At 64.7% G+C, this 23,219-nt stretch carries 13 protein-coding genes; all 13 read left to right on the forward strand.

Annotated elements, in window-relative coordinates; all coding sequences use genetic code 11:
* Window positions 1-128: 128 nt before the first annotated feature.
* The 13 genes from CTR55_RS09350 to flgL all read left to right on the forward strand — a co-directional run bounded on the left by CTR55_RS09350 (window position 129) and on the right by flgL (window position 22,949).
* Window positions 129-9,263 carry a retention module-containing protein gene (locus CTR55_RS09350; protein WP_296285636.1) on the forward strand — a complete coding sequence of 3,045 codons (9,135 nt, stop codon included), beginning with the start codon at window positions 129-131 and terminating at the stop codon, window positions 9,261-9,263.
* A gap of 172 nt (window positions 9,264-9,435) precedes the next feature.
* Window positions 9,436-10,620 carry a thiolase family protein gene (locus CTR55_RS09355; RefSeq protein ID WP_296285638.1) on the forward strand — a complete coding sequence of 395 codons (1,185 nt, stop codon included), beginning with the start codon at window positions 9,436-9,438 and terminating at the stop codon, window positions 10,618-10,620.
* 783 nt (window positions 10,621-11,403) lie between these two features.
* On the forward strand, window positions 11,404-11,811 hold the full coding sequence (gene flgB / locus CTR55_RS09360) for a flagellar basal body rod protein FlgB (RefSeq protein ID WP_296285639.1): 408 nt from the start codon (window positions 11,404-11,406) through the stop codon (window positions 11,809-11,811).
* Between the two features lie 5 nt (window positions 11,812-11,816).
* Window positions 11,817-12,263: a flagellar basal body rod protein FlgC gene (flgC, locus tag CTR55_RS09365; protein WP_017520252.1), complete on the forward strand. Its 447-nt coding sequence runs from the start codon at window positions 11,817-11,819 to the stop codon at window positions 12,261-12,263.
* A 19-nt stretch (window positions 12,264-12,282) separates the two neighbouring features.
* A complete protein-coding gene (gene flgD, locus CTR55_RS09370) occupies window positions 12,283-12,981 on the forward strand; it encodes a flagellar hook assembly protein FlgD (RefSeq protein WP_296285643.1) in 699 nt (232 codons plus the stop codon).
* 27 nt (window positions 12,982-13,008) lie between these two features.
* Window positions 13,009-14,514 (forward strand): flagellar hook protein FlgE, encoded by a 1,506-nt coding sequence (locus CTR55_RS09375; protein WP_296285645.1) that lies wholly within the window; start codon window positions 13,009-13,011, stop codon window positions 14,512-14,514.
* A gap of 252 nt (window positions 14,515-14,766) precedes the next feature.
* Window positions 14,767-15,516: a flagellar basal-body rod protein FlgF gene (gene flgF, locus CTR55_RS09380; RefSeq protein WP_296285648.1), complete on the forward strand. Its 750-nt coding sequence runs from the start codon at window positions 14,767-14,769 to the stop codon at window positions 15,514-15,516.
* 68 nt (window positions 15,517-15,584) lie between these two features.
* The gene (gene flgG, locus CTR55_RS09385; protein WP_296285650.1) at window positions 15,585-16,370 is read left to right on the forward strand and encodes a flagellar basal-body rod protein FlgG; all 786 of its coding nucleotides are present in this window, start codon (window positions 15,585-15,587) and stop codon (window positions 16,368-16,370) included.
* Between the two features lie 69 nt (window positions 16,371-16,439).
* Window positions 16,440-17,132 (forward strand): flagellar basal body L-ring protein FlgH, encoded by a 693-nt coding sequence (flgH, locus tag CTR55_RS09390; RefSeq protein ID WP_296285653.1) that lies wholly within the window; start codon window positions 16,440-16,442, stop codon window positions 17,130-17,132.
* Window positions 17,133-17,167: 35 nt separating this feature from the next.
* Entirely contained in the window at window positions 17,168-18,310 is a 1,143-nt protein-coding gene (locus CTR55_RS09395; protein WP_296285655.1) for a flagellar basal body P-ring protein FlgI, read from the forward strand.
* A 10-nt stretch (window positions 18,311-18,320) separates the two neighbouring features.
* Entirely contained in the window at window positions 18,321-19,577 is a 1,257-nt protein-coding gene (flgJ, locus tag CTR55_RS09400; protein WP_296285657.1) for a flagellar assembly peptidoglycan hydrolase FlgJ, read from the forward strand.
* Between the two features lie 12 nt (window positions 19,578-19,589).
* Window positions 19,590-21,626: a flagellar hook-associated protein FlgK gene (gene flgK, locus CTR55_RS09405; protein WP_296285658.1), complete on the forward strand. Its 2,037-nt coding sequence runs from the start codon at window positions 19,590-19,592 to the stop codon at window positions 21,624-21,626.
* A gap of 21 nt (window positions 21,627-21,647) precedes the next feature.
* On the forward strand, window positions 21,648-22,949 hold the full coding sequence (flgL, locus tag CTR55_RS09410) for a flagellar hook-associated protein FlgL (RefSeq protein ID WP_296285659.1): 1,302 nt from the start codon (window positions 21,648-21,650) through the stop codon (window positions 22,947-22,949).
* The last annotated feature ends 270 nt before the right edge of the window (window positions 22,950-23,219 follow it).

The following is a 23,219-nucleotide window of genomic DNA, read 5'->3' on the forward strand; positions in this document are numbered from 1 at the left end:
GCTAGCAGTCCTTTTTGCTCCCTTCGCAACTTTCTTCGCAGCATCCGGATACAAGCGTGCCATGGCCTGTTTCGGTCAATTGCGTGCCGGTGGAACCGGGCGCTGGATGTGCAGCGGAGGAAGGACTCATGGCTACTTTGATGGGTGTCGTCAGCAAGGTAATCGGCGAAGTGTTTGCGGTAGCCGCCGATGGATCGCGTCGTCCTTTGGAACAGGGAGACAAGGTTTTTGTCGGTGAGCAGCTGGTCACCGGCGCCAATGGCGCGGTAGCGCTGAAGATCGCCGGTGGCGGCGAGATCACGCTGGGCCGCGACAGCGCCCTGCCGATGACCGCGCAGATGCTCTCCGCGGCGCACCAGTCGGATCAGGGTGACCAGGCGGTTGCCCAGCAACAGCCGGCGACGCCGACGCAACAGGACGTCACCGACGTCAAGGCCTTGCAGGCCGCCATCGCTGCGGGTGTCGACCCGACCCAGGCCGCTGAGGCCACCGCCGCTGGCCCGAGCGCCGCGGGCGCCGCCAACGGCAAACCCGGTGGCGGGCACTCTTTCGTTCTGCTCACTGAAGTCGGCGGGCACCTCGATCCGGATATCGGTTTCCCCACCGGGCCGATCGGTTCAGGTCCGCTGCCATTGCGTGAATTCGACGGTACGCCGGATGTACGCGCCGAGGCTGAACCGCCGGTGCTTCCGCCGGATGGCGTGCCCAGCGCCGGACCGGGAGCGGCCAGCGTGTTCGAGGCCGGCCTGCCCGGCGGCCTGCCCAACGGCGCGGGCGAAGGTTCGACCTTCACCGGCAGCCTGGGCTACAGCTTTGGTTCCGACGGTGTCGGCAGCTTCTCCTGGGGTACCGCCGGCCTGCCGAACCTGACTTCCGGCGGCGTGCCGTTGACCTACAGCGTCAGCCCGGACGGCCTGACCCTCACCGGTAGCGCCAACGGCGCCCCGGTGTTCACTCTGACTATCACTGACATCAACACCGGTGCCTTCGAGCTGAATCTGCAGCAGCCGCTGGACCACCCGGACAAGGGCAGCGAAGACACCCTGACCCTCGAGATTCCCTACACCATCACCGATGGCAACGGCACCCCGGCCGGCGGCAGCCTGACCGTAGGCGTCGTCGACGATGCGCCGCAGGCCAGCCTGTCCACCAACAACGGCGTGGACGTGCTGTTGCAGACCCATGACGCCAATACCGCCGGCGCAGCCTTCGACACCTCGACCGCCGACTACAGCTCGGCCTTCCAGGTGACCGCCAACTACGGCGGCGACGGCGCCGGCACCACCCAGCTTTCCTATGGCCTGAACCTGGTTGGTGGCAACGGCGCCGATTCGGGGCTGACCAGCGGCGGCGCAGCTATTTACCTGTACAGCGTGGGCGGCGCCATTGTCGCTTCCACTTCCGCCAGCGCCGCTGGTGTCAACGGTGAGAACACCGTCTTCAGCCTGTCTGTGAATGGCAGCACCGGTGTGGTCACCCTGACCCAGTTCAGCGCCGTGGACCACGTACTGCCGGGCAGCGACGGCAACTACGCCAGCCAGCAGGCCGTGCTCGACTCCGGCCTGGTGCAACTGCAGGGCAACGTGACGGTCACCGACCGCGACGGCGACAGCGTGTCCTCCAGCAGCTCCATCGATCTGGGCGGCCGGGTGAGCTTTACCGATGACGGCCCGACCATCGCCGTGGGCGACACCGAAGGCCTGCACCTGACGGTGGACGAATCCAGTCTTGGCCAGGACGCCACCAGCACGGTGGCGGTGGGCGACCTGTTCAATGCCCAGTTCGGCGCGGACGGCGCCGGCTCGATCACCTACAAGGTCGGCACCACCGACAACACCGACAGCGGCCTGAAGGACACGGAGACTGGCAGCCAGATTTTCCTCTTCAATACCGCCAACGGTGTTGAAGGCCGCGTGGGCGGCGTGGATGGCGCAGTCGCCTTCCGCGTGACCCTGAGTGAGGACGGCAAGATCACCCTCGATCAGGTGCGTGCGCTGGTCCATCCGGACAGCACGGACGCCAACGATCCGCTGAGCCTGGGCGAAGGCAAGATCAGCCTGACCGCCACGGTGACCGACGCCGACGGCGACCACCAGAGTGCCGGGCTCGACCTGGGCAGCAAGCTCACCTTCCTCGATGACGGCCCGAGCATTTCGCTGGGCAGCAGCGAAGGCCTGCACCTGACGGTAGACGAGTCCGACCTGAGCCAGGACGCCGCCAGCACGGTAGCGGTGGGCGACCTGTTCAATGCCCAGTTCGGCGCAGACGGCGCCGGCTCGATCACCTACAAGGTCGGCACCACCGACAACACCGACAGCGGCTTGAAGGACACGGAGACTGGCAGCAAGATCTTCCTCTTCAATACCGCCAACGGTGTTGAAGGCCGCGTGGGCGGCGTGGATGGCGCAGTCGCGTTCCGCGTGACCCTGAGTGAGGACGGCAAGATCACCCTCGATCAGGTACGTGCGCTGGTCCATCCGGACAGCACGGACGCCAACGATCCGCTGAGCCTGGGCGAAGGCAGGATCAGCCTGACCGCCACAGTGACCGACGCCGACGGCGACCACCAGAGTGCCGGGCTCGACCTGGGCAGCAAGCTCACCTTCCTCGATGACGGCCCGCGCATTGCGCCCATCGAAGGTGGCGACCTGCACCTGAGTGTGGACGAAACCACCCTCGGTCAGCCGGCGACCAGCACCAGTTCGGTGGCCGAGCTGTTCAACGGCCAGTTTGGCGCGGACGGCCAGGGTTCGATCACCTACAAGCTCGAAGCCGCCAACAACACCGACAGCGGCCTGAAGGACACCGAAACCGGCAGCAGGATATTCCTCTTCAACACCGCCAGCGGTGTGGAAGGGCGCCTGGAAACCAGCGGCGAAACGGCCTTCCGCGTGACCATCGGCCAGGACGGCAAGGTCACCCTGGAACAGCTGCGCGCGTTGGCGCATGGCGATCCCGACGATGCCAACGATGCGCTGAATCTGGCCGGCAAGATCGCCCTCAGTGCCACCATCACCGACAAGGATGGCGACAGCGCCACCGCGCAGATCGACTTGGGCGACAAGCTGAGCTTCCTCGACGACGGCCCGAGCATTGCGCCGAGTACCGAGCACGATATCCAGCTGACGGTGGATGAAACCCAGCTCAATCTGGATGCCACCAGCACGGCCAGCGTGTCCGACCTGTTCACCTCCCACTTCGGCGCCGATGGCGCGGGCGGGATCGCCTACAAGGTCGAGGCTCAGGACAACACCGACAGCGGCCTGAAGGACACCGAAACCGGCAGCAAGATTTTCCTGTTCAACACCGCCAACGGTGTGGAAGGGCGCGTGGGCGGTGAAAATGGCGAAGTCGCCTTCCGCGTGACTCTGGGGCAGGACGGCAAGATCACCCTCGACCAGGTGCGCGCCGTCGTTCACCCAACCAGCGATGCCAATGAAGGCGTCAGCCTCGACCCGAACACCCTGACCCTGACCGCCACCATCACCGACAAGGATGGCGACAGCTCCTCCGCGCATATCGACCTGGGCAGCAAGCTGAGCTTCCTCGACGACGGCCCGAGCATCGCGCCGTGCGCGGACGTGGATATCAAGCTGACGGTGGACGAAACCGAGCTGGGCGTGACCGACACCAGTTCGATCACGGTGTCCGACCTGTTCACCTCCCACTTCGGCGCTGATGGCGCGGGCGGGATCACCTACAAGGTGGAGACCCAGGACAACACCGACAGCGGTCTGAAGGACACCGAAACCGGCAGCAAGATCTTCCTCTTCAACACCGCCACGGGAGTGGAAGGCCGTGTGGGCGGTGAAGGCGGCACAGTTGCGTTCCGCGTGACCCTGGGGCAGGACGGCACAGTCACCCTCGACCAGGTACGCGCCGTCGTACACCTCGATCCGGACAGCCATAACGAAGGCGTCAGCCTCGATTCGAACAGCATCAGCCTCACGGCGACCATCACCGACAAGGACGGCGACAGTGCCCAGGCGCATATCGACCTGAGCGGCAAGCTGAGCTTCCTCGACGACGGCCCGAGCATCGCGCCGTGCAACGATGTCGACATCAAGCTGAGCGTCGACGAGACCCACCTCGGTACGCCGGACACCAGCAGCGCCTCGGTGGCCGACCTGTTCACCACCCACTTCGGTGCGGACGGCGCCGGCGATATCACCTACAAGCTGGCCGGGGCCGACAACACCGACACCGGCCTGAAGGACACCGCGACCGGCCAGAAGGTCTACCTGTACAACACCGACGCGGGTATCGAAGGCCGCCTGCAGGGCACCAGCACCGTGGTCTTCCGCGTGTTCGTCGATGGCGACGGCAAGGTCACCCTGGAACAGCTGCGTGCCATGGCGCACCCGGACGCCAGCAACCCCGATGATTCCCTGAGCCTCAGCGGCCAGGTCACCCTGACCGCGACCATCACCGACAAGGATGGCGACAGCGCCAGTGCCCACATCGACCTGGGCAGCAAACTGACCTTCCTCGACGACGGCCCGAGCATTGCCCCGTCCAGCATCTACGACATCAGCCTGGAGGTGGACGAGACCATCCTCGACAACGATGCCCGCGTCGAGAACAGCCTGGTTTCGCTGCTGTTCGAGTCGCACTTCGGCGCCGATGGCGCGGGAGGCATCACCTACAAGGTCAGTACCGTGGATGGCACCGACAGTGGCCTGCGTGAAACCGCAAGCGGTGATCGCATCCTGCTGTTCAACGAGAACGACACCGTGGTCGGCCGCGTCGAGGGCAGCAATGCCATCGCCTTCGTGGTCAGCGAAGACCATGGCGCCCTGCAGCTCGACCAGCGTTTGGCCCTGGTACACCCGGATGCCGCCGACTCGGACGAACCGTTGCGCCTGGACAGCGGCAAGGTCACCCTCACCGCCACCATCACCGATGGTGACGGCGACAAGGCGTCGGCCCATGTCGACCTGGGCAGCAAGATGGTGTTCTACGATGATGGCCCGCGCATCGAGCCGTGCACCGACGCCGATATCCGGCTGACGGTGGATGAGACCAAGCTGAGTGTTGACGCCCAGGCTTCCGCTAACGATGTAACGGCGCTGTTCACCAGCCACTTCGGCAATGACGGTGCCGGCGGTATTACCTACAAGGTCACCACCACCGACGGCACCGACAGTGGCCTGCGGGACACTGCCACCGGTAGCAAGATCTTCCTCTACAACACCGCCAACGGCGTGGAAGGCCGTGTGGAGGGCACCAATCTGGTGGCCTTCAGCGTGACCGCCAACAACGGCGCGATCACCCTCGACCAGCAGCGTGCGTTGGTGCACCCGGTGATCACCGATGCCAATGATCCGCTGAGCATCGGCACTGACAAGATCACCCTCACTGCGACCATCACCGATGGCGACGGCGACCACGCTTCGGCCAGCGTGGACCTGGGCAGCAAGCTGACCTTCCTCGATGACGGCCCGAGCATCCAGCCGTGCACGGACGCCGACATTCGTCTGGAAGTGGACGAGTCCAACCTGGCCAGCAACGCCCGCGTCGAAGCGCCTGACGTGGCGACGCTGTTCACCACTGATTTCGGTGCCGACGGCGCTGGTGCGATCAGCTACAAAGTGAGCACCGTGGATGGTACCGACAGTGGCCTGCGCGAAAGCGCGGGTGGCGCACGCATCCTGCTGTTCAACGATGGCAACGGCGTCGTCGGCAAGGTGGAAGGCACAGGCGCCATCGCCTTTGTGGTGCGCCCCGATGGCGGTGCGCTCACCCTCGACCAGCGCGTGGCCTTCATCCATCCCGACGGCAACAGCGACGATGAAACCCTGAGCATCGCCATCGGCAAGATCACCCTCACCGGCACCATCACCGACAAGGAAGGTGACAGCGACAGCGCCTCCATCGACCTGGGCAGCAAGCTGGTGTTCCACGACGATGCCCCGAGCATCAACGCCAACGCCGACAATGCACCGACCCTGACGGTGGATGAAACGGTGCTCTCCACCGACGCCAGCGGCAACTTCAGCGGCGCCTTTACCTCCAGCACCGGCGCCGACGGCGGCAGCGTGGGCTACAGCCTCTCCGCCACCAGCGGCACCGCGAGCGGGCTGCAGACCACCAGCGGGCAAAGCATCGTGCTGGTCAAGGTCAGCGATACCCTGGTCGAGGGCCGCGTGGGCAATACTGGCGGCGCGGTTGCGTTCAGCCTGACCCTCGACAGCGCTACCGGCGAGCTCAAGCTCGACCAGCAAATGGCATTCAAGCACGCTGACGCCACCAACCCCGACGACTCGGTCAGCCCGCTGGGCAACAAGATCTCCCTGGTGGCGACCATCACCGACGGCGATGGCGACCACAAGTCCGCCAGCATCGACCTGGGCGACAAGCTGGTGTTCAAGGACGACGGCCCGGCGCTCATTGCGGGCGGCAGCCTGACCGGCCAGGTCATGGAAGATGCCCTGCCCAATGGCAACCCCGACGGCGCCAGCGACACCACGGTGGCCAAGGGTTCGCTCGGCGCCCTGGTGAACTTCGGTGCGGATGGCCCCGGTGCGTTCTCGCTGACCGGCGACTACTCGTCGCTGATCTCGCAGCACCTGCGCTCCGGTGGCGTGGAGCTGGGCTACAGCGTGGTCGGCAATCTGCTGACCGCCACGGCCGGTGCCAAGACCATCTTTACCCTGTCGGTGGATGCGGCGGGTAACTACGAGTTCAAGCTCGTCGGTCCGCTGGACCATCCGCTGCACAATGGCAGTGATGCCGAGCAACTGGCGCTCAACCTCGGCGGCGTGATCAAGGCCACCGACGGCGACGGCGATCCGGTCAGCCTGGGCAGTGGCTCGCTGGTGATCAACGTGCAGGACGACCTGCCGGTGGTGCACAGCGAACCGCCTTGCCAGGACGTCGCCGAGGTTCCCGGCTTCGTGCTCAATGGCACGCTTGACGTGAGTTTTGGCGGTGACGGCCGCGGTGCCTTCGACCTCAGCGGCAATACCGCGCCGGACGGCCTGACCTATGTGGTCACCCAACTGGCCGGTGGCGGCTCGCAACTGACCGCCTACGACGACTCCAACGAAGCCTTCTTCGTCATCAAGGTCAACGGTGACGGCACTTACAGCTTCGAAGTACTCAACTCGCGGCCGATTTCGACGGTGGAGTACGACCTGACCCAGGTCTCCGCCGGCGGCCCGCGGCCTTCCGTCAGTCTGTCCTCCGATGGTCTTACGGTGGTCTTCACCAGCCCCAACGGCAACGTGAACCCCTCCGACAACGGCATGGGTGTGGGCGGCAACAACCTCATCACCCCCGGCGAGAACCTCAACATCGCCTTCAGCGAGAAGATCTACGACGTCAGCTTCGACGTGCAGAAACTCTCCACCAGCGACGTGCTGAGCTGGAAAGTGCTGGGCGACGGTGGTGTCGTGCTGGCAACCGGCACCTTCTCGCCGCCGGCCGGTTATGGCGAAAACAGCTCGGCCTCCTTCAACCTGCTGACTGATGGTCATTTCACCAGCGGCTCGGCCTTCCAGCTGTCCGAGGGTGGCTTCAACAGCGTGGTACTGAGCAGCAACAGCGGCGACTACCGCCTCGTCACCGTCTCCGCCGGGCAGTCGGTCCTGCCTGACGATATCGACCTCAACTTCCACGTCGGCATCACCGACGGCGATGGCGACAGCACCGGGCTGAACCTGTGCGTGGACCTGAGCACGCCGCAGCCGCTGCTGGTGGTCGGTAGCAACAGCAGCGACCTCGATGGCTCCAGCACCCAGCACACTCTGCCCAACCCGCAGGATGTGGACAAGGCCGGGACCATCAGCGGTGGCGGTGGCAGCGACGTGCTGATCGGCGATCCGGGCGGGGTGTCGGTCTATACCCAGCCGGGCAAGAACTACAACATCTCGCTGATCGTCGATACCTCCACCAGCATGAGGGATGCTTCCGGCACTGGGACCCTGTCGCGCATGGACCTGGCGAAGAACGCGCTGGTCAACCTGGTCAACGCCATCAAGGGCCACGACGGGGTCATCAACGTCAGCCTGGTATCGTTCAGCGACAGCGCCACCCGCGTCAGCTACAACGGTCTGACTGCGGCCAACGTGACCTTGCTCATCACTGCGATCAACGCCCTCAGTGCGAGCGGTGCGACCAACTATGACGATGCCATGCAGAAGGCTTCGGCATGGTTCAACACCCAGGTCGGCACCAACCACGCCGATGCGGCCCATGGTTACGTCAACCTGGCGTTCTTCCTCACCGACGGTAACCCGACCGTCTACAACGGCAACTCCGGCAGTGGCAGCAGCACCAGCTACAACGACATGAACGTCGCGATCACCTCGGGCAACGACATGCTGCACCACGCTGGCACCCTCATCGGCGGCGACTCGGTATCGGTCAATGCCATCGGTATCGGCAACGGCATCAACAGCGACTACCTGCGTTACTTCGACAACACCAATACCACCGGCACCGTGGTGACCAATGTCGATGGCACCAACCTCTCCAACACGGTCGGCCAGCCGCAGATCATCAACACCGCCGAGCAGTTGCAGGCGGCGTTGCAGGAAGGCTTCAGCACCAGCACACCGGTGAGCGTGGGCAACGACCACCTGGTCGGCGGCGCAGGCAACGACATCCTGTTCGGCGATGTCATCAACACCGACCAGCTGGCCTGGGCCGGGCATGCTGCCGGCACGCACAACGGGCAGGGCTTCCAGGGACTGGTGGACTACCTGACCGCCACCAACGGCACGGCGCCGACGGCGGCCACGATCAGCAACTACATCATCCAGCACGCGGATCAGCTCAACGTCGCCGGTGATACCCGCGGCGGCGACGACATCCTCGAAGGCGGCGCCGGCAATGACCTGATGTTCGGTCAGGGCGGCAACGACAAGCTGATCGGCGGGCCCGGCGACGACATCCTGTACGGCGGCACCGGGGCGGATGAGTTCATCTGGAAGTCCGGCGATACCGGCCACGATGTGATCAAGGACTTCAACATCGCCGAGCATGACGTGCTGAACTTCGCCGACCTGCTGCAAGGGGAGGCCGCCACGGCGTCGTCGCTGGCGCACTACCTGAGCTTCTCGGTCAGTGCCGGCACCACCACCATCGGCGTCAGCCCCACCAGCAATGGCGCCGTCACCCAGACCGTCGACCTGGCCAACGTCGATCTCTCCGCCAAGTACGCGGGCCATGTCGGCAACGGCGTGCTCTCGGCAGGGGATACGCAGACCGTGCTCAACGGCCTGCTCGGGGACCACGCGATCAAGACCGATACCGTCTGAGTCGCGTCACGCAAGCCGAAACCGCCGCCCCTGGGCGGCGGTTTCGTTTGCGCCTGCCCAACAAGGGACGGGGCACGGCTATACGGCTGGTGAATGATCGTCGCCCTGCGTCCTCACTGGCGCCTATGCTCGGGGCCAAACCCTCCTCCAACAACAAGCAATGAGGTTTCCCATGCGCGAAGTGGTGATCGTCGACAGCGTCCGTACCGGCCTGGCCAAGTCCTTCCGTGGCAAATTCAACATGACCCGTCCGGACGACATGGTCGCCCATTGCATCGACGCGCTGCTGGCGCGCAATAACCTCGACCCGCTGCTGGTGGACGATTGCGTGGTCGGCGCCGGCTCCAACGAAGGCGCCCAGGGCCACAACATCGGCCGCAACGCCGCCGTGCTGTCGCGCCTGGGCACCCACGTCGCCGGCATGACGCTGAACCGCTACTGCTCCTCGGGCCTGCAGGCCATCGCGATTGCCGCCAACCAGGTGGCCTCGGGCTGCAGCGACATCCTGGTGGCCGGCGGCGTCGAGTCCATCACCCTGACCATGGGCAAGCAGAACCTCGACAACTTCGTGAACCCGCGCCTGAAGGACGAGTTCCCCGGCATCTACTACCCCATGGGCCAGACCGCCGAGATCGTCGCCCGCCGCTACAACGTCACCCGTGAGCAGCAGGACCTGTACTCCCTGCAGAGCCAGCAGCGCACCGCCCGCGCCCAGGCCGAAGGCCTGTTCGACGACGAAATCGTGCCGATGAGCGTGAAGTACCTGGTGGAAGACAAGGCCACCGGCGAGAAGAAGGTGCTCGACGGCGTAGTCGACCGCGACGATTGCAACCGCCCGGAGACCACCCTCGAAGGCCTGAACTCGCTCAAGCCGGTGTTCGCCGAGGACGGCTCGGTCACCGCCGGCAACGCCTCGCAGCTCTCCGACGGCGCCTCGATGACCCTGATCATGAGCCTGGACAAGGCGCTGGAACTGGGCCTGAAACCCAAGGCATTCTTCCGCGGCTTCACCGTCGCCGGCTGCGAGCCGGACGAGATGGGCATCGGCCCGGTGTTCTCGGTGCCCAAGCTGCTCAAGGCCAAGGGCCTGCAGGTCAGCGACATCGACCTCTGGGAGCTCAACGAAGCCTTCGCCTCGCAGTGCCTGTACGCCCGCGATCACCTGGGCATCGACAACGACAAGTACAACGTCAACGGCGGCTCCATCTCCATCGGCCACCCCTTCGGCATGACCGGCTCGCGCCAGGTTGGCCACCTGGTGCGCGAACTGCAGCGCCGCAACCTGCGCTACGGCATCGTGACCATGTGCGTAGGCGGCGGCATGGGCGCCACCGGGCTGTTCGAGGCCGTGCGCTGAGTTGAGCACGGCGGGCGAGGGCGCAGGCCCTTGCCCGAAGGGTGCTGGCCGCTCCACGCAGGCGATTCGGCACCTGCGAGAAACCCCCGGCGGAGACGCCGGGGGTTTTTCATTGCGGCTCCGGCGGCCAGGCCTTGGCATGGGAGCCGGGGCGTTTCCAGGTTCGATCCGCCGCGATTATCGTAGGAGCAACTGTCTTCCTCTGGATAGTCCGTGCCTGTGTTTCCCCCCTCACCCCAGCCCTCTCCCTCAGGGAGAGGGAGCCGAACCTGCCGGCTGACGCCATGGTTTCATCCTGCTCTGAACTGTCCCCTCTCCCCCTGGGAGAGGGCTAGGGTGAGGGCAAGCCTTGGCACGGATTTCAGGTAGGAGCAACTGTCTTCTTCTGGGATATCTGTGCCAGCGCGCCCCCTCACCCCTGCCCTGGCTGCGCGCCCCGCTCCAAAGGGAGAGGGGGCAGATCGTGCCAGCTGATGCTGTGGTTTCATCCTGCACCGGACGGTCCCCTCTCCCGCTTGCGGGAGAGGGTTAGGGTGAGGGGTTCTTGATCTTGTCGGAGCAAGCTCGTTCCTGCGAAAGGCCAGGACGGTGCCGGCAAAACGCAGCGGCAAGCTTGCCGCCTTGCCTGCGGCGGCAAGGAAAGCACTTGCCGCTTTGCCGCTGTTTGCCGCCCCTTGCCGCTTCTGGAATTTCCTCAACGCCTTGATTATAAAGGAAATTAAAATATGGCACGCACCTTGCTGAAGTGTTCGCAAGCCCACACCGGCAAACAGGTTCGCGACCATGAGCATCAGCTTCGACAAAGCCCTCGGCATCCACCAGCAAGCACTGAGCTTCCGCTCCCAGCGCGCTGAAGTCCTGGCCAATAACCTGGCCAACGCCGACACGCCCAACTACAAGGCGCGCGATCTGGATTTCGCCTCGGTGCTGGCGGCCCAGTCGGACAAGATGAAGAACGGTAGCTTCAGCGCCACCCTGACCAACGCGCATCACATTGCCGCGGATGGTTTCGGCATCGGTGACGAGTCGCTCAAGTACCGCAATCCGACCCAGCCGTCGATCGACCAGAACACCGTCGATGAGCAGATCGAACAGTCCAACTACGCGGAAAACTCCGTGCAGTTCCAGGCCTCGTTCACCTTCCTCAACAGCAAGTTCAAAGGGCTGATGAACGCCCTGCGCGGGGAGTAATCGCCATGTCGCTCGCCAGTGTCTTCAACATCGCCGGAACCGGCATGAGTGCCCAGACCACCCGTCTGAACACCACCGCATCGAACATCGCCAACGCCGAGACCGTTTCCTCCAGCGTCGACCAGACCTACCGCGCCCGCCATCCGGTGTTCGCCACCATGTTCCAGCAAGCCCAGGGTGGCGGCGACCAGGGGTCGCTGTTCGGCGAGACCGACCAGGCCGGCTCCGGTGTGCAGGTGCTGGGCGTGGTGGAAGACAAGAGCTCGCTGGTGCCGCGCTACGAGCCGAACCACCCGGCCGCCGACAAGGACGGCTACGTCTATTACCCGAACGTCAACGTGGTGGAGGAGATGGCCGACATGATCTCCGCCAGCCGCTCGTTCCAGACCAACGCGGAAATGATGAACACCGCCAAGCAGATGATGCAGAAGGTCCTGACCCTGGGTCAGTAAGCGCTGAGGAAAGAGCACGATGAGCATCGATAACAGCAGCATCAACGGCTCCAGCTCGGTTCTGGACCAGTATGCGGTCAACAAGGACAGCAGCGGCACCGCCACGGCTGGCAAGAGCAACCTCGGCAAGGACGAGTTCCTCAAGCTGCTGGTGGCGCAGATGAACAACCAGGACCCGATGTCGCCCCAGGAGAACGGCGAGTTCATTGCCCAGCTGGCGCAGTTCAGCACCGTGGAAGGCATCCAGTCGTTGAACACCAGCATGGACAGCGTGCTCTCCAACTACCAGTCATCCCAGGCCCTGCAGGCCTCCTCGCTGGTGGGCCGCAAGGTCATCGTGCCGACCGAGAAATCGGTGGTGGATACCGCCGAAACCTTCAAGGGCACCTACACCCTGCCGGTGACCACGTCCAACAGCTGGGTCAACATCTACGACGACAGTGGCACCCTGGTGAACCGCGTCGACATGGGCCAGCAGACCGCCGGCAACGTCAGCTTCATGTGGGACGGCAAGGACTCCAGCGGCAATCTCATGCCGCCCGGCCGCTACAAGTTCGAAGCGCAGACCAACTACGAGGGCAAGACCTACGGCCTGACCACCTTCCTGCCAGCCAACGTCGATAGCGTGACCCTGGGGCAGAACGGTGGCGAGCTGACCCTCAATCTCGCCGGGCTGGGCAGCATCGGCCTGTCCAAAGTCCAGATCATTGGCCAGTAAGTCGGCGCTACCGACCAGGAGCTAAGCATGTCTTTCAATATCGGGCTCAGTGGTATCAAGGCCGCTTCCAGTGACCTCAACACCACCGGCAACAACATCGCCAACGCCAGCACCGTGGGCTTCAAGCAGTCCCGCGCGGAGTTCTCCGACGTCTACGCGGCGTCCGTGCTGGGTAGCGGCAGCAACCCGGTGGGCAGCGGCGTGCTGCTCTCCAACGTGTCGCAGTTGTTCAACCAGGGCACCATCGATTCGACCCAGAACGCCCTGGACATGGCCATCAACGGCAACGGCTTCTTCGTCACCAGCAACAACGGCGCGGTGAGCTACACCCGTGCCGGCTACTTCGGCACCGACAAGAGCGGCTATGTGGTCGACAACAACGGCTACCGCCTGCAAGGCTACCCGGTGAACGCCCAGGGCCAGCTGCAGAGTGGCGTGGTCGGCGACCTGCGCATCGAGACCTCGAACCAGGCGCCCAAGGCCACCAGCCAGGTCAGCCAGACGGTCAACCTGAACTCCACCAACACCACGCCGACGGTCACCCCGTTCAACTCGAGCGACCCGACCACCTATAACTCCTCGACCTCGGTGAACATCTATGACAGCCAGGGCAATGCCCATGTCATGACCCAGTACTTCACCAAGACCGGGGCGAACACCTGGGCCATGAACGTGCTGGTCGACGGGCGCAACCCGGCCAACCCGGCCGACGACAGCACCGCGATTAGCTCGGCAACTACGGCCGCTGCCGCCACCGGCGCCACGCCTGCCAGCGTTGCCGCTGCGGTTGCCGGCTCGGGCGCCACGCCTGCCGCGATTGCCGCCGCCAATGCCGCCGCTGCCGCCACCGGCGCCACCCCGGCCAGTGTGCTGGCTGCCGTCAGCGGCATGGGTACCAGCCCGTACCAGGTCAACCTGACCTTCAGCCCGGCGGGCCAACTGCTGACCCAGACCCCGGTGGATAACGGGACCGGCGATGCCTTCACGGTCAATCCTACCGACGGCACCCTGGTCATGGGCGACTGGGTTCCGGCCATCTCCGACGGCAAGACCCCGGCCACCTGGAGCGCCAACGGCGCCACCGCGAACACCGGCGGAATTGCCCTGGACATCCGCAAGTCGACCCAGTACGCCACCGCCTTTGCGGTCAATGCCGTCAACCAGGATGGCTACACCACCGGCCAGCTGTCGGGCCTGGAGATCGACGACGAAGGCAATATCTTCGCCCGCTACACCAACGGCCAGTCCAAGGTGCAGGGCCAGGTGGTGCTGGCGAATTTCGCCAACGTCCAGGGCCTGACCCCGATCGGCAAGACTTCCTGGGTGCAGTCCTCGGAGTCCGGCGAGCCGGTGGTCGGCACGCCGCGCTCGGGTACCCTCGGAGCCTTGCAGTCGGGCTCGTTGGAAGCCTCCAACGTCGACCTGTCCAATGAACTGGTGGACCTGATCGTCGCCCAGCGCAACTATCAGGCCAACGCCAAGACCATCCAGACTGAAGACGCGGTCACCCAGACCATCATCAATCTGCGTTGACGCCGCCGTCTCCGCCTCCGCATAAAAGGGAGGCGGGCGGCGAGCCCCGCGCCGGTATCACGGCGCAGGCGGCAACTTTCCCCTTGCCGGTGGCGGCAGACCGTCGCCGCCAACGGCTTCCGAGGGCCCCTTCTGGGGCTCTTTCTTTTTATAAGCCTTTATATATCAGCCGCTTGCGGGTTATTCGCGACTCTGGCACGGCACTTGCTCTATCGCTTTCAAGACAACCCGTACGCGGGTCTGGAGGATTCGATGGACAAGATGCTTTACGTCTCCATGAGCGGTGCAAGCCAGAACACCCTGGCCATGCGCGCCCACGCCAACAACCTGGCGAACATCTCCACCAACGGCTTCCGCCGTGACTTCGAGCAGGCGCGTTCGATGCAGGTGTTCGGCGACAGTTTTCCGTCGCGGGTCTACGCCATGAGCGAACGTCCGGCCACCGACTTCTCCGCCGGCAGCCTGCAGGAAACCGGGCGTGACCTGGACGTGGCAGCCAAGGGTGATGCCTGGATCGCCGTGCAGGCGCCCGATGGCGGCGAAGCCTACGTGCGTACCGGCAGCCTGGAAATCGACGCCCTCGGCCAACTGCGCACCGGCGACGGTTTGCCGGTGATCGGCAATGGCGGGCCGATTGCCGTGCCGCCGCAGGAAAAGATCGACATCGGTGAGGACGGCACCATCAGCATCCGCGGCCTGGGCGACAACCCCAACGTGGTGGCCGAAGTGGACCGTATCAAACTGGTCAGCCCGGACCCGAAGCAGTTGGAGAAGGGCGCCGACGGCCTGGTGCGCATCAAGCAGCAGCCCGGCCAGCCGGCGGTGCAGGCCGACGCCAACGCCCAGGTCGAATCCGGCTTCCTCGAAGCGAGCAACGTCAACGCGGTGGAAGAGATGACCTCGATCCTCTCGCTGTCCCGCCAGTTCGAGCTCCACGTCAAGATGATGCGCACCGCCGAAGACGATTCGGCGGCCATGGCGCGTGTTTTGCAGTTCAGTTGATTTAGAGCCTGATTAGAACCTGATTAACCGTTCGAGGCGCCACGAATCCGGCGTCCGAGGAGATCGACATGCTTCCGGCACTTTGGGTCAGCAAGACCGGTCTGTCCGCCCAGGACATGAACCTGACCACCATTTCCAACAACCTGGCCAACGTCTCGACCACCGGCTTCAAGCGTGATCGCGCCGAGTTCCAGGACCTGCTGTACCAGATCAAGCGCCAGCCCGGTGCCAACTCCACCCAGGACAGCCAGCTGCCCTCGGGCCTGCAACTGGGTACCGGTGTGCGCATCGTCGGCACGCAGAAGAACTTCACCGAAGGCAGCCTGCAGACCACCGACCAGCCGCTGGACATGGCGGTCAACGGTCGCGGCTTCTTCCAGGTGCTGATGCCCGACGGCACCGTCGGCTACACCCGTGACGGCAGCTTCCACCTGAACTCCGATGGCCAGATCGTCACCGCCAACGGTTACGCGCTGGAGCCGGCCATCGTCGTGCCGAACGAAACCCAGACCTTCACCGTTGGCCAGGACGGCACCGTCTCGGTGACCACCAACGGCAACGCGCAGCCGCAGATCATCGGCAACCTGCAGACCGCCGATTTCATCAACCCGGCCGGCCTGCAGGCGATCGGCAACAACCTGTTCCTGGAAACCGGCTCCAGCGGCGCGCCGCAGGTCGGCACCCCGGGCCTGACCGGGCTGGGCACGGTGCAGCAGAACACCCTGGAAAACTCCAACGTCAACGTGGTCGAGGAGCTGGTGAACATGATCACCACCCAGCGCGCCTACGAGATGAACTCCAAGGTCATCTCCACCGCCGACCAGATGTTGTCGTTCGTCACCCAGAACCTCTAATCCCCAAGGAATACCCGGGCCTGCGGGCCCGCTGATCCCGTAGTCGCTCTCCCCGAGAGGTAGCTGTAGATGAACCGTTCCCACCTCCTTCCGCTGCTGGCCATCGCCACGCTGGCAGGGTGCGTGAGCCCGCCGCCGAAACCGGACGATCCCTATTACGCTCCGGTGCTGCCGCGTACCCCCATGCCGGCTGCGCAGAACAACGGTTCGATCTACCAGTCGGGTTTCGACAACAACCTCTACGGGGACCGCAAGGCCTTCCGCGTGGGTGACATCATCACCATCACCCTCAACGAGAAGACCCAGGCCAGCAAGAAAGCCAGCGCCGACATCTCCAAGGACAGCAAGACCAAGATGGGGCTGACCTCGATGCTGGGCAGCGGCCTGACCACCAACAACCCCATCGGCGGCGCCGACCTCAGCCTCTCCGCCGAATACGGCGGCTCGCGCGATGCCAAGGGCGACAGCCAGGCCGGGCAGAGCAACAGCCTGACCGGTTCGATCACCGTTACCGTGGCCGACGTCATGCCCAACGGCATCCTCGCCGTGCGCGGCGAGAAGTGGATGACCCTGAACACCGGCAACGAGCTGGTGCGCATCGCCGGCATGATCCGCGCGGACGATATCGCCACCGACAACACCGTCGCTTCCAACCGGGTCGCCGATGCGCGCATCACCTACTCGGGCACCGGTGCGTTCGCCGATGCGAGCCAGCCGGGCTGGTTCGATCGCTTCTTCCTCAGCCCGCTGTTCCCGTTCTGAGCAGGGTGAATGTCATGGCCATTGTAGGAGCGAGCTTGCTCGCGAAGTTCTCTGCCAAAGGTGTTCGCGAGCAAGCTCGCTCCTACATCTTCCTGCTGCTCTGTGCATGGCTGGTGATTCCGGCGGCTCATGCTGAGCGGCTCAAGGACATCGCCACCATCCAGGGTGTGCGCAACAACCAGTTGATCGGCTACGGCCTGGTCGTCGGCCTCAATGGCACGGGCGACCAGACCACCCAGACGCCGTTCACCCTGCAGACCTTCAACAACATGCTGGCGCAGTTCGGCATCAAGGTGCCGGCCAACGTCGGCAACGTGCAGTTGAAGAACGTCGCCGCGGTGTCCATCCATGCCGACCTGCCGCCGTTCTCCAAGCCCGGCCAGGTCATCGACATCACCGTGTCGTCCATCGGCAACGCCAAGAGCCTGCGCGGCGGCAGCCTGCTGATGACCCAGCTCAAGGGCATCGACGGCCAGACCTACGCCGTGGCCCAGGGCAACCTGGTGGTCGGCGGCTTTGACGCCGAAGGCCGCGACGGTTCCAAGATCACCGTCAACGTGCCGTCGGCCGGTCGTATCCCCGGCGGCGCTACCGTCGAGCGCTCGGTGCCGAGCGGCTTCGACCAGGGCAACACGCTGACCCTGAACCTCAACCGCCCCGACTTCACCACCGCCAAGCACATCGTCGACCGCATCAACGAACTGCTCGGCCCGGGCGTCGCCCAGGCCGTGGATGCCGGCTCGGTGCGCGTCAGCGCGCCGCTGGATCCGAACCAGCGGGTGGACTACATGTCGGTGCTGGAAAACCTCGACGTGCAGGCTGGCGAAGCGGTGGCGAAGGTCATCATCAACTCGCGCACCGGCACCATCGTGATCGGCCAGAACGTGCGCGTGTCGCCGGCCGCCGTGACCCACGGCAGCCTGACCGTGACCATCACCGAAGACCCGATCGTCAGCCAGCCCGGCCCGTTCTCCAACGGCCAGACCGCCGTGGTCCCGCGTTCGCGGGTGAACGCCGAGCAGGAAGCCAAGCCGATGTTCAAGTTCGGCCCCGGCACCACGCTGGATGAAATCGTCCGTGCCGTTAACCAGGTGGGCGCCGCGCCCGGCGACCTGATGGCGATTCTCGAAGCCCTGAAACAGGCCGGCGCGCTGCAAGCCGACCTGATCGTGATCTGAGGACGCCGACGTGGATGCCAAACTGCTTTCCGGCGCTGCTCCTGGAACCAAGAGCTCCGGGACTAATTCCGGGGCCTACACCGACCTCAATCGCCTGGCGCAGCTGAAGAACGGTTCCGGCCGCGACAGCGAGGGCAACATCCGCAAGGTGGCCCAGGAATTCGAATCGCTGTTCATGAACGAAATGCTCAAGTCCATGCGCTCGGCCAACGACGTGCTGGCCGAGGGCAACTTCATGAATACCTCGACCACCAAGCAGTACCAGGAAATGTACGACCAGCAGCTGTCCGTCAGCCTGTCCACCCAGGGCCGCGGCATCGGCCTGTCGGACGTGCTTACCCGGCAGTTGTCGAAGATGAATGGCGGCAAGCACAGCGGCGCGGCGAATCCCTTCGCCCAGGTCGCTGGCGCTCATTCGAAACTCAACAGCACCGCCAGCTGGCCGTCCACCACCGGCGTGAACGCCAGTGGCAAACCCTTGCCGCAACCCGAGCAGGGCCGTGACGACTCCAAGCTGCTCAATGCCCGTCGCCTGGCACTGCCGGGCAAGCTCGCCGACCGCGTGATGGCTGGCATCGTCCCGGGCGCCGCCCAGTCGGAAGAGCAGGGCAAGCCCCTGGCCGGCAACGACTGGCAGACCGCCAAGTCCTTCGCCAACGCCGTGCGGGACGTGGACGCGGCGGCCGCCGCCATTTCCGCCTCCGCCTCAGTCGGGGACGTCAGCGCTCGCCGCGACGCCCAGCCGTCACGGGCGCCGGGCAAGTCGGCCTTCGCCTCGGCGGACGAGTTCGTCTCCACCCTGTTGCCCATGGCGCAGAAGGCCGCCGAACGCATCGGCGTCGATGCCCGTTACCTGGTGGCCCAGGCCGCCCTGGAAACCGGCTGGGGCAAATCCATCATTCGTGACCAGGACGGCTCCAGCAGCCACAACCTGTTCGGCATCAAGACCGGCTCCCGCTGGGGCGGCGACTCCGCGCAGGCGCTGACCAGCGAGTACGAGAACGGCAAGAAAGTGAAGGAAGTCGCGGCGTTCCGCTCCTACGACTCCTTCGAGCAGAGCTTCAACGACTACGTGAGCTTCCTGCAGAACAACGACCGCTACTCGGACGCCCTGGACTCCACCCGGCGCCCCGAACAGTTCATGAAGGAACTGCAGCAGGCCGGCTATGCCACCGACCCGAACTACGCCCGCAAGGTGTCGCAGATCGCCCGGCAGATGCAGGTCTACCAGGCGGTCGCCGCGGCGGACACCCCGCCCCTGGGATAAGGACAAAGAGCGATGAGCGATCTACTTTCCATTGGCCTGTCTGGCCTGCGTTCCAGCCAGACTTCGTTGACGGTGACCGGCCACAACATCACCAACGTCAACACGCCCGGCTATTCCCGTCAGCAATCGGTGCAGCAGAGCGGCATCCCGCAGTACAGCGGCGCCGGCTACATCGGTTCGGGCAGCCAGGTCGTGGACGTGCGCCGGCTCGCCAGCGACTACCTGTTCTCGCAGGTGCGCACCGCCACCAGCCAGGCCAATGAACTGAGTGCCTTCCAGGGCCAGATCGAACAGCTCGACTCGCTGCTCTCCGATACCACCACCGGCATCAGCCCGGCGCTGCAGAAGTTCTTCGCCGCGCTGCAGACCGCCGCCGCCAACCCGTCGGCTACCGAAGGCCGCGAGGCGCTGCTGGCCGAGGCGCAGGGGCTGTCGAAGTCGTTCAACACCCTCTATGACCAGCTGGACAAGCAGAACAGCCTGATCAACCAGCAGCTCGGCTCGCTGGCCAGCCAGGTCAACTCGCTGGCGTCCAGCGTCGCCAGCTACAACGACGCCATCGCCAAGGCCAAGGCCGCCGGCGGGCAGCCCAACGACCTGATCGATGCCCGCGAGGAGACCATCCGCAAGCTCTCCGAGCTGATCGGCGTGCAGGCCGTGCCCCAGGACGACAGCTCGGTCAACCTGTTCATCGGCACCGGCCAGCCGCTGGTGGTGGGCACCAGCACGTCGGCGCTGCAGGTCGTGCCGGGCACCAATGACCCGAGCCGCTACGAAGTGCAACTGGTCAGCGGCAGCGCCACCCAGACCATCACCACGCAGATTTCCGGTGGGCAGATGGGCGGCCTGCTGGCCTACCGCGACACCGCGCTGGATGCCTCGTACAACAAGCTCGGGCAGATCGCCCTGACCTTCGCCGACACCGTCAACAAGCAGCTCGGCCAGGGTCTGGACCTCTCCGGCAATGCCGGCAGCAACCTGTTCGGCAACATCAACGACCCGAGCATCGCGCGCCTGCGCGTGCTGGCGCAGTCGACCAATACCGGCACGGTGGATGCCCAGTTGCAGATCACCGACACCAGCAAGCTGGGCGCCAGTGATTACCGGGTGGAGTACGACGGCACCAAGTTCACGGCACGCCGCCTGAGCGACAACGAGCCCATCGACGTCACCGTCACTTCCAGCGGAGTACCTGCCACCTACACCCTGAACTTTGCCGACAAGGACGGGGCGAAGCAGGGCTTCACCATGACCATGAACGCACTGCCGCCGGCGGGCGACGGCTTCACCCTGCAGCCGACCCGGCGCGGTGCGGCGGACATCAGCACGGTGCTGACCAAGGGCGATCAACTGGCCTTTGCCGGCACCGCGCGCAGCGAGTCCACCACCAACAACCGCGGCACCGGTTCCATTGGCCAACCCAAGCTCGTCGGCGGCCCGTCGCCGATCAACACCGGCGACCTGCAGAACCTGTTCGGCGCCAACGGCCTGAAGCTGAGCTTCGACGCCACCGGCAACAGCCTGACCGGCACCTTGCCAGCGGGCGCGACCCTGAGCTACGTGTCGCCCTCGACGGGTGGCCTGACCTCCGGGCAAACCAACACCGTGCGCCTGGACTACACCGACCCGGGCAGCGGCAACAGCTACAGCTACGAATTCACCCTGAGCGGCGTGCCCCAGGCCGGCGACAGCTTCACGGTCGGTATGAACACCAAGGGCATCTCCGACAACAGCAATGCCCTGGCGCTGTCCGGCCTGCAAAGCAAGGCCACCGTGGGCGGCACCGGCAGCACCGGCGCCTCCTACAACGACGCCTACGGCGGCCTGGTGGAGCGCATCGGTACCCTGACCGCGCAGGTGCGCAACAACGCCGACGCCAGCAACACCGTGCTCAATCAGGCCCAGAACAACCGCGATTCGCTGTCGGGCGTGAACCTGGACGAAGAGGCCGCCAACCTCATCCAGTTCCAGCAGTACTACAGCGCGTCGGCCCAGGTGATCCAGGTCGCCCGATCGCTGTTCGACACCCTGATCGGCGCGTTCCGCTGATAGCTGACGAAGGATTCGACCATGCGCATCTCCACTATCCAGGCGTACAACAACTCCGTCGGCGGGCTGCAGAAGAACTACGGCAGCGTGACCCGCACCCAGGAACAGATCAGCACCGGCAAGCGCATCCTCACCCCGGCGGACGACCCGGTGGCCTCGGTGCGCCTGTTGCAGCTGAGCCAGGAGCAGTCGCTCAACGACCAGTACAAAAGCAACATCACGGCGGCGAAGAACAGCCTGACGACGGAGGAGTCGATCCTCAATTCCGTGGGCAACGTGATCCAGCGCATTCGCGAGATCGCGGTGGAGGCGGGCAACGGCGCCAGGGATGACTCCGACCGCAAGGCCCTGGGGACCGAATTGTCGCAACGCGAAGACGAACTGCTGAACCTGCTCAACAGCAAGGATGCCAGTGGCAAGTATCTGTTCTCCGGCTCGCAGGGCGACACCCAGCCCTTCGTGCGCAACGCGGATGGCACCTACAGCTACCAGGGCGACGAAAGTCAGCGCCAACTGCAGATTGCCAGCAGCACCCTCCTGGGCGTCGGCGACAGCGGCAAGTTCCTGTTCGAGGACGTTGCCAACGCCAATCGGGTGAGCACCGCTGGCGCCGCCGCGAACACCGGAACCGGGCGCATATCCCTGGGCATGGTCGAGGACAAGGTGGACTATGACACCGTGTTCCCGACCAGTAATCCGCCGCAACCTACGGATGGCGTCGGTATTCACTTCCTCGATCAGAACAACTATGTCGTTTACGACCCGACGCAGTTGCCGGCCGGTTACGACTGGACTACCTACGACCCGACCACTCCGCCGACCGGGCAGCTCAGTACCGGCGCCATCGACGATGACCCCTTGACCAAGGATTACATCCGTTACGGTGGCGTCAGTGTGATCCTCGATGGCACCCCGAAGGCCGGTGACGAGTTCAGCATCAAGCGTGATCCTGACAGCGAGAAGCGCAGCCTGCTGAACGTGGTTTCGGATTTGCGCAAGGCACTGGAAAAGGGTGGGGACGACACCGAGAGCAGCAAGGCCATCCGCGACGCAACCGGGGTTGCCATCTCCAACCTGGACGCAGCCAGCGGGCAGGTACTCAAGGGGCGCGGGCAGATCGGTGCGCGGCTCAATACCATCGACTCCACCGAGATATTCATCGACGACGTGAAGCTGGTGAACGCGGGCGTCATCTCCGACCTGCAGGACCTGGACTACGCCGAAGCGCTGTCGCGCCTGTCGATGCAGTCGACCGTCCTGCAGGCGGCGCAACAGAGCTACGTAAAGATCAGTGGGCTGAGCCTGTTCAATTACCTCAACTGATCGTCTTCGAGAACAACGAAGCCCGCGCGCCTAAAGCCGCGGGCTTTTTTGTCGACAAAATTTCTGCACGGAACCCCTTTTGTAGGAGCGAGCTTGCTCGCGAACCCCCTGGGCTCCGCTGCTGCCTGTGAATCCTTCGCGAGCAAGCTCGCTCCTACCCGTGCTCTTGCCGGTAAGTGTCTGTAAGTGACTGATCCGCAAGCTGAAAAAAATCTCTTGAAATTTCGCTAAAGCTCACTGGATCAGCGCCGATAAACAATTCGAATGCGA

The organism is Pseudomonas sp. (assembly GCF_002796985.1).
GTDB lineage: Bacteria > Pseudomonadota > Gammaproteobacteria > Pseudomonadales > Pseudomonadaceae > Pseudomonas.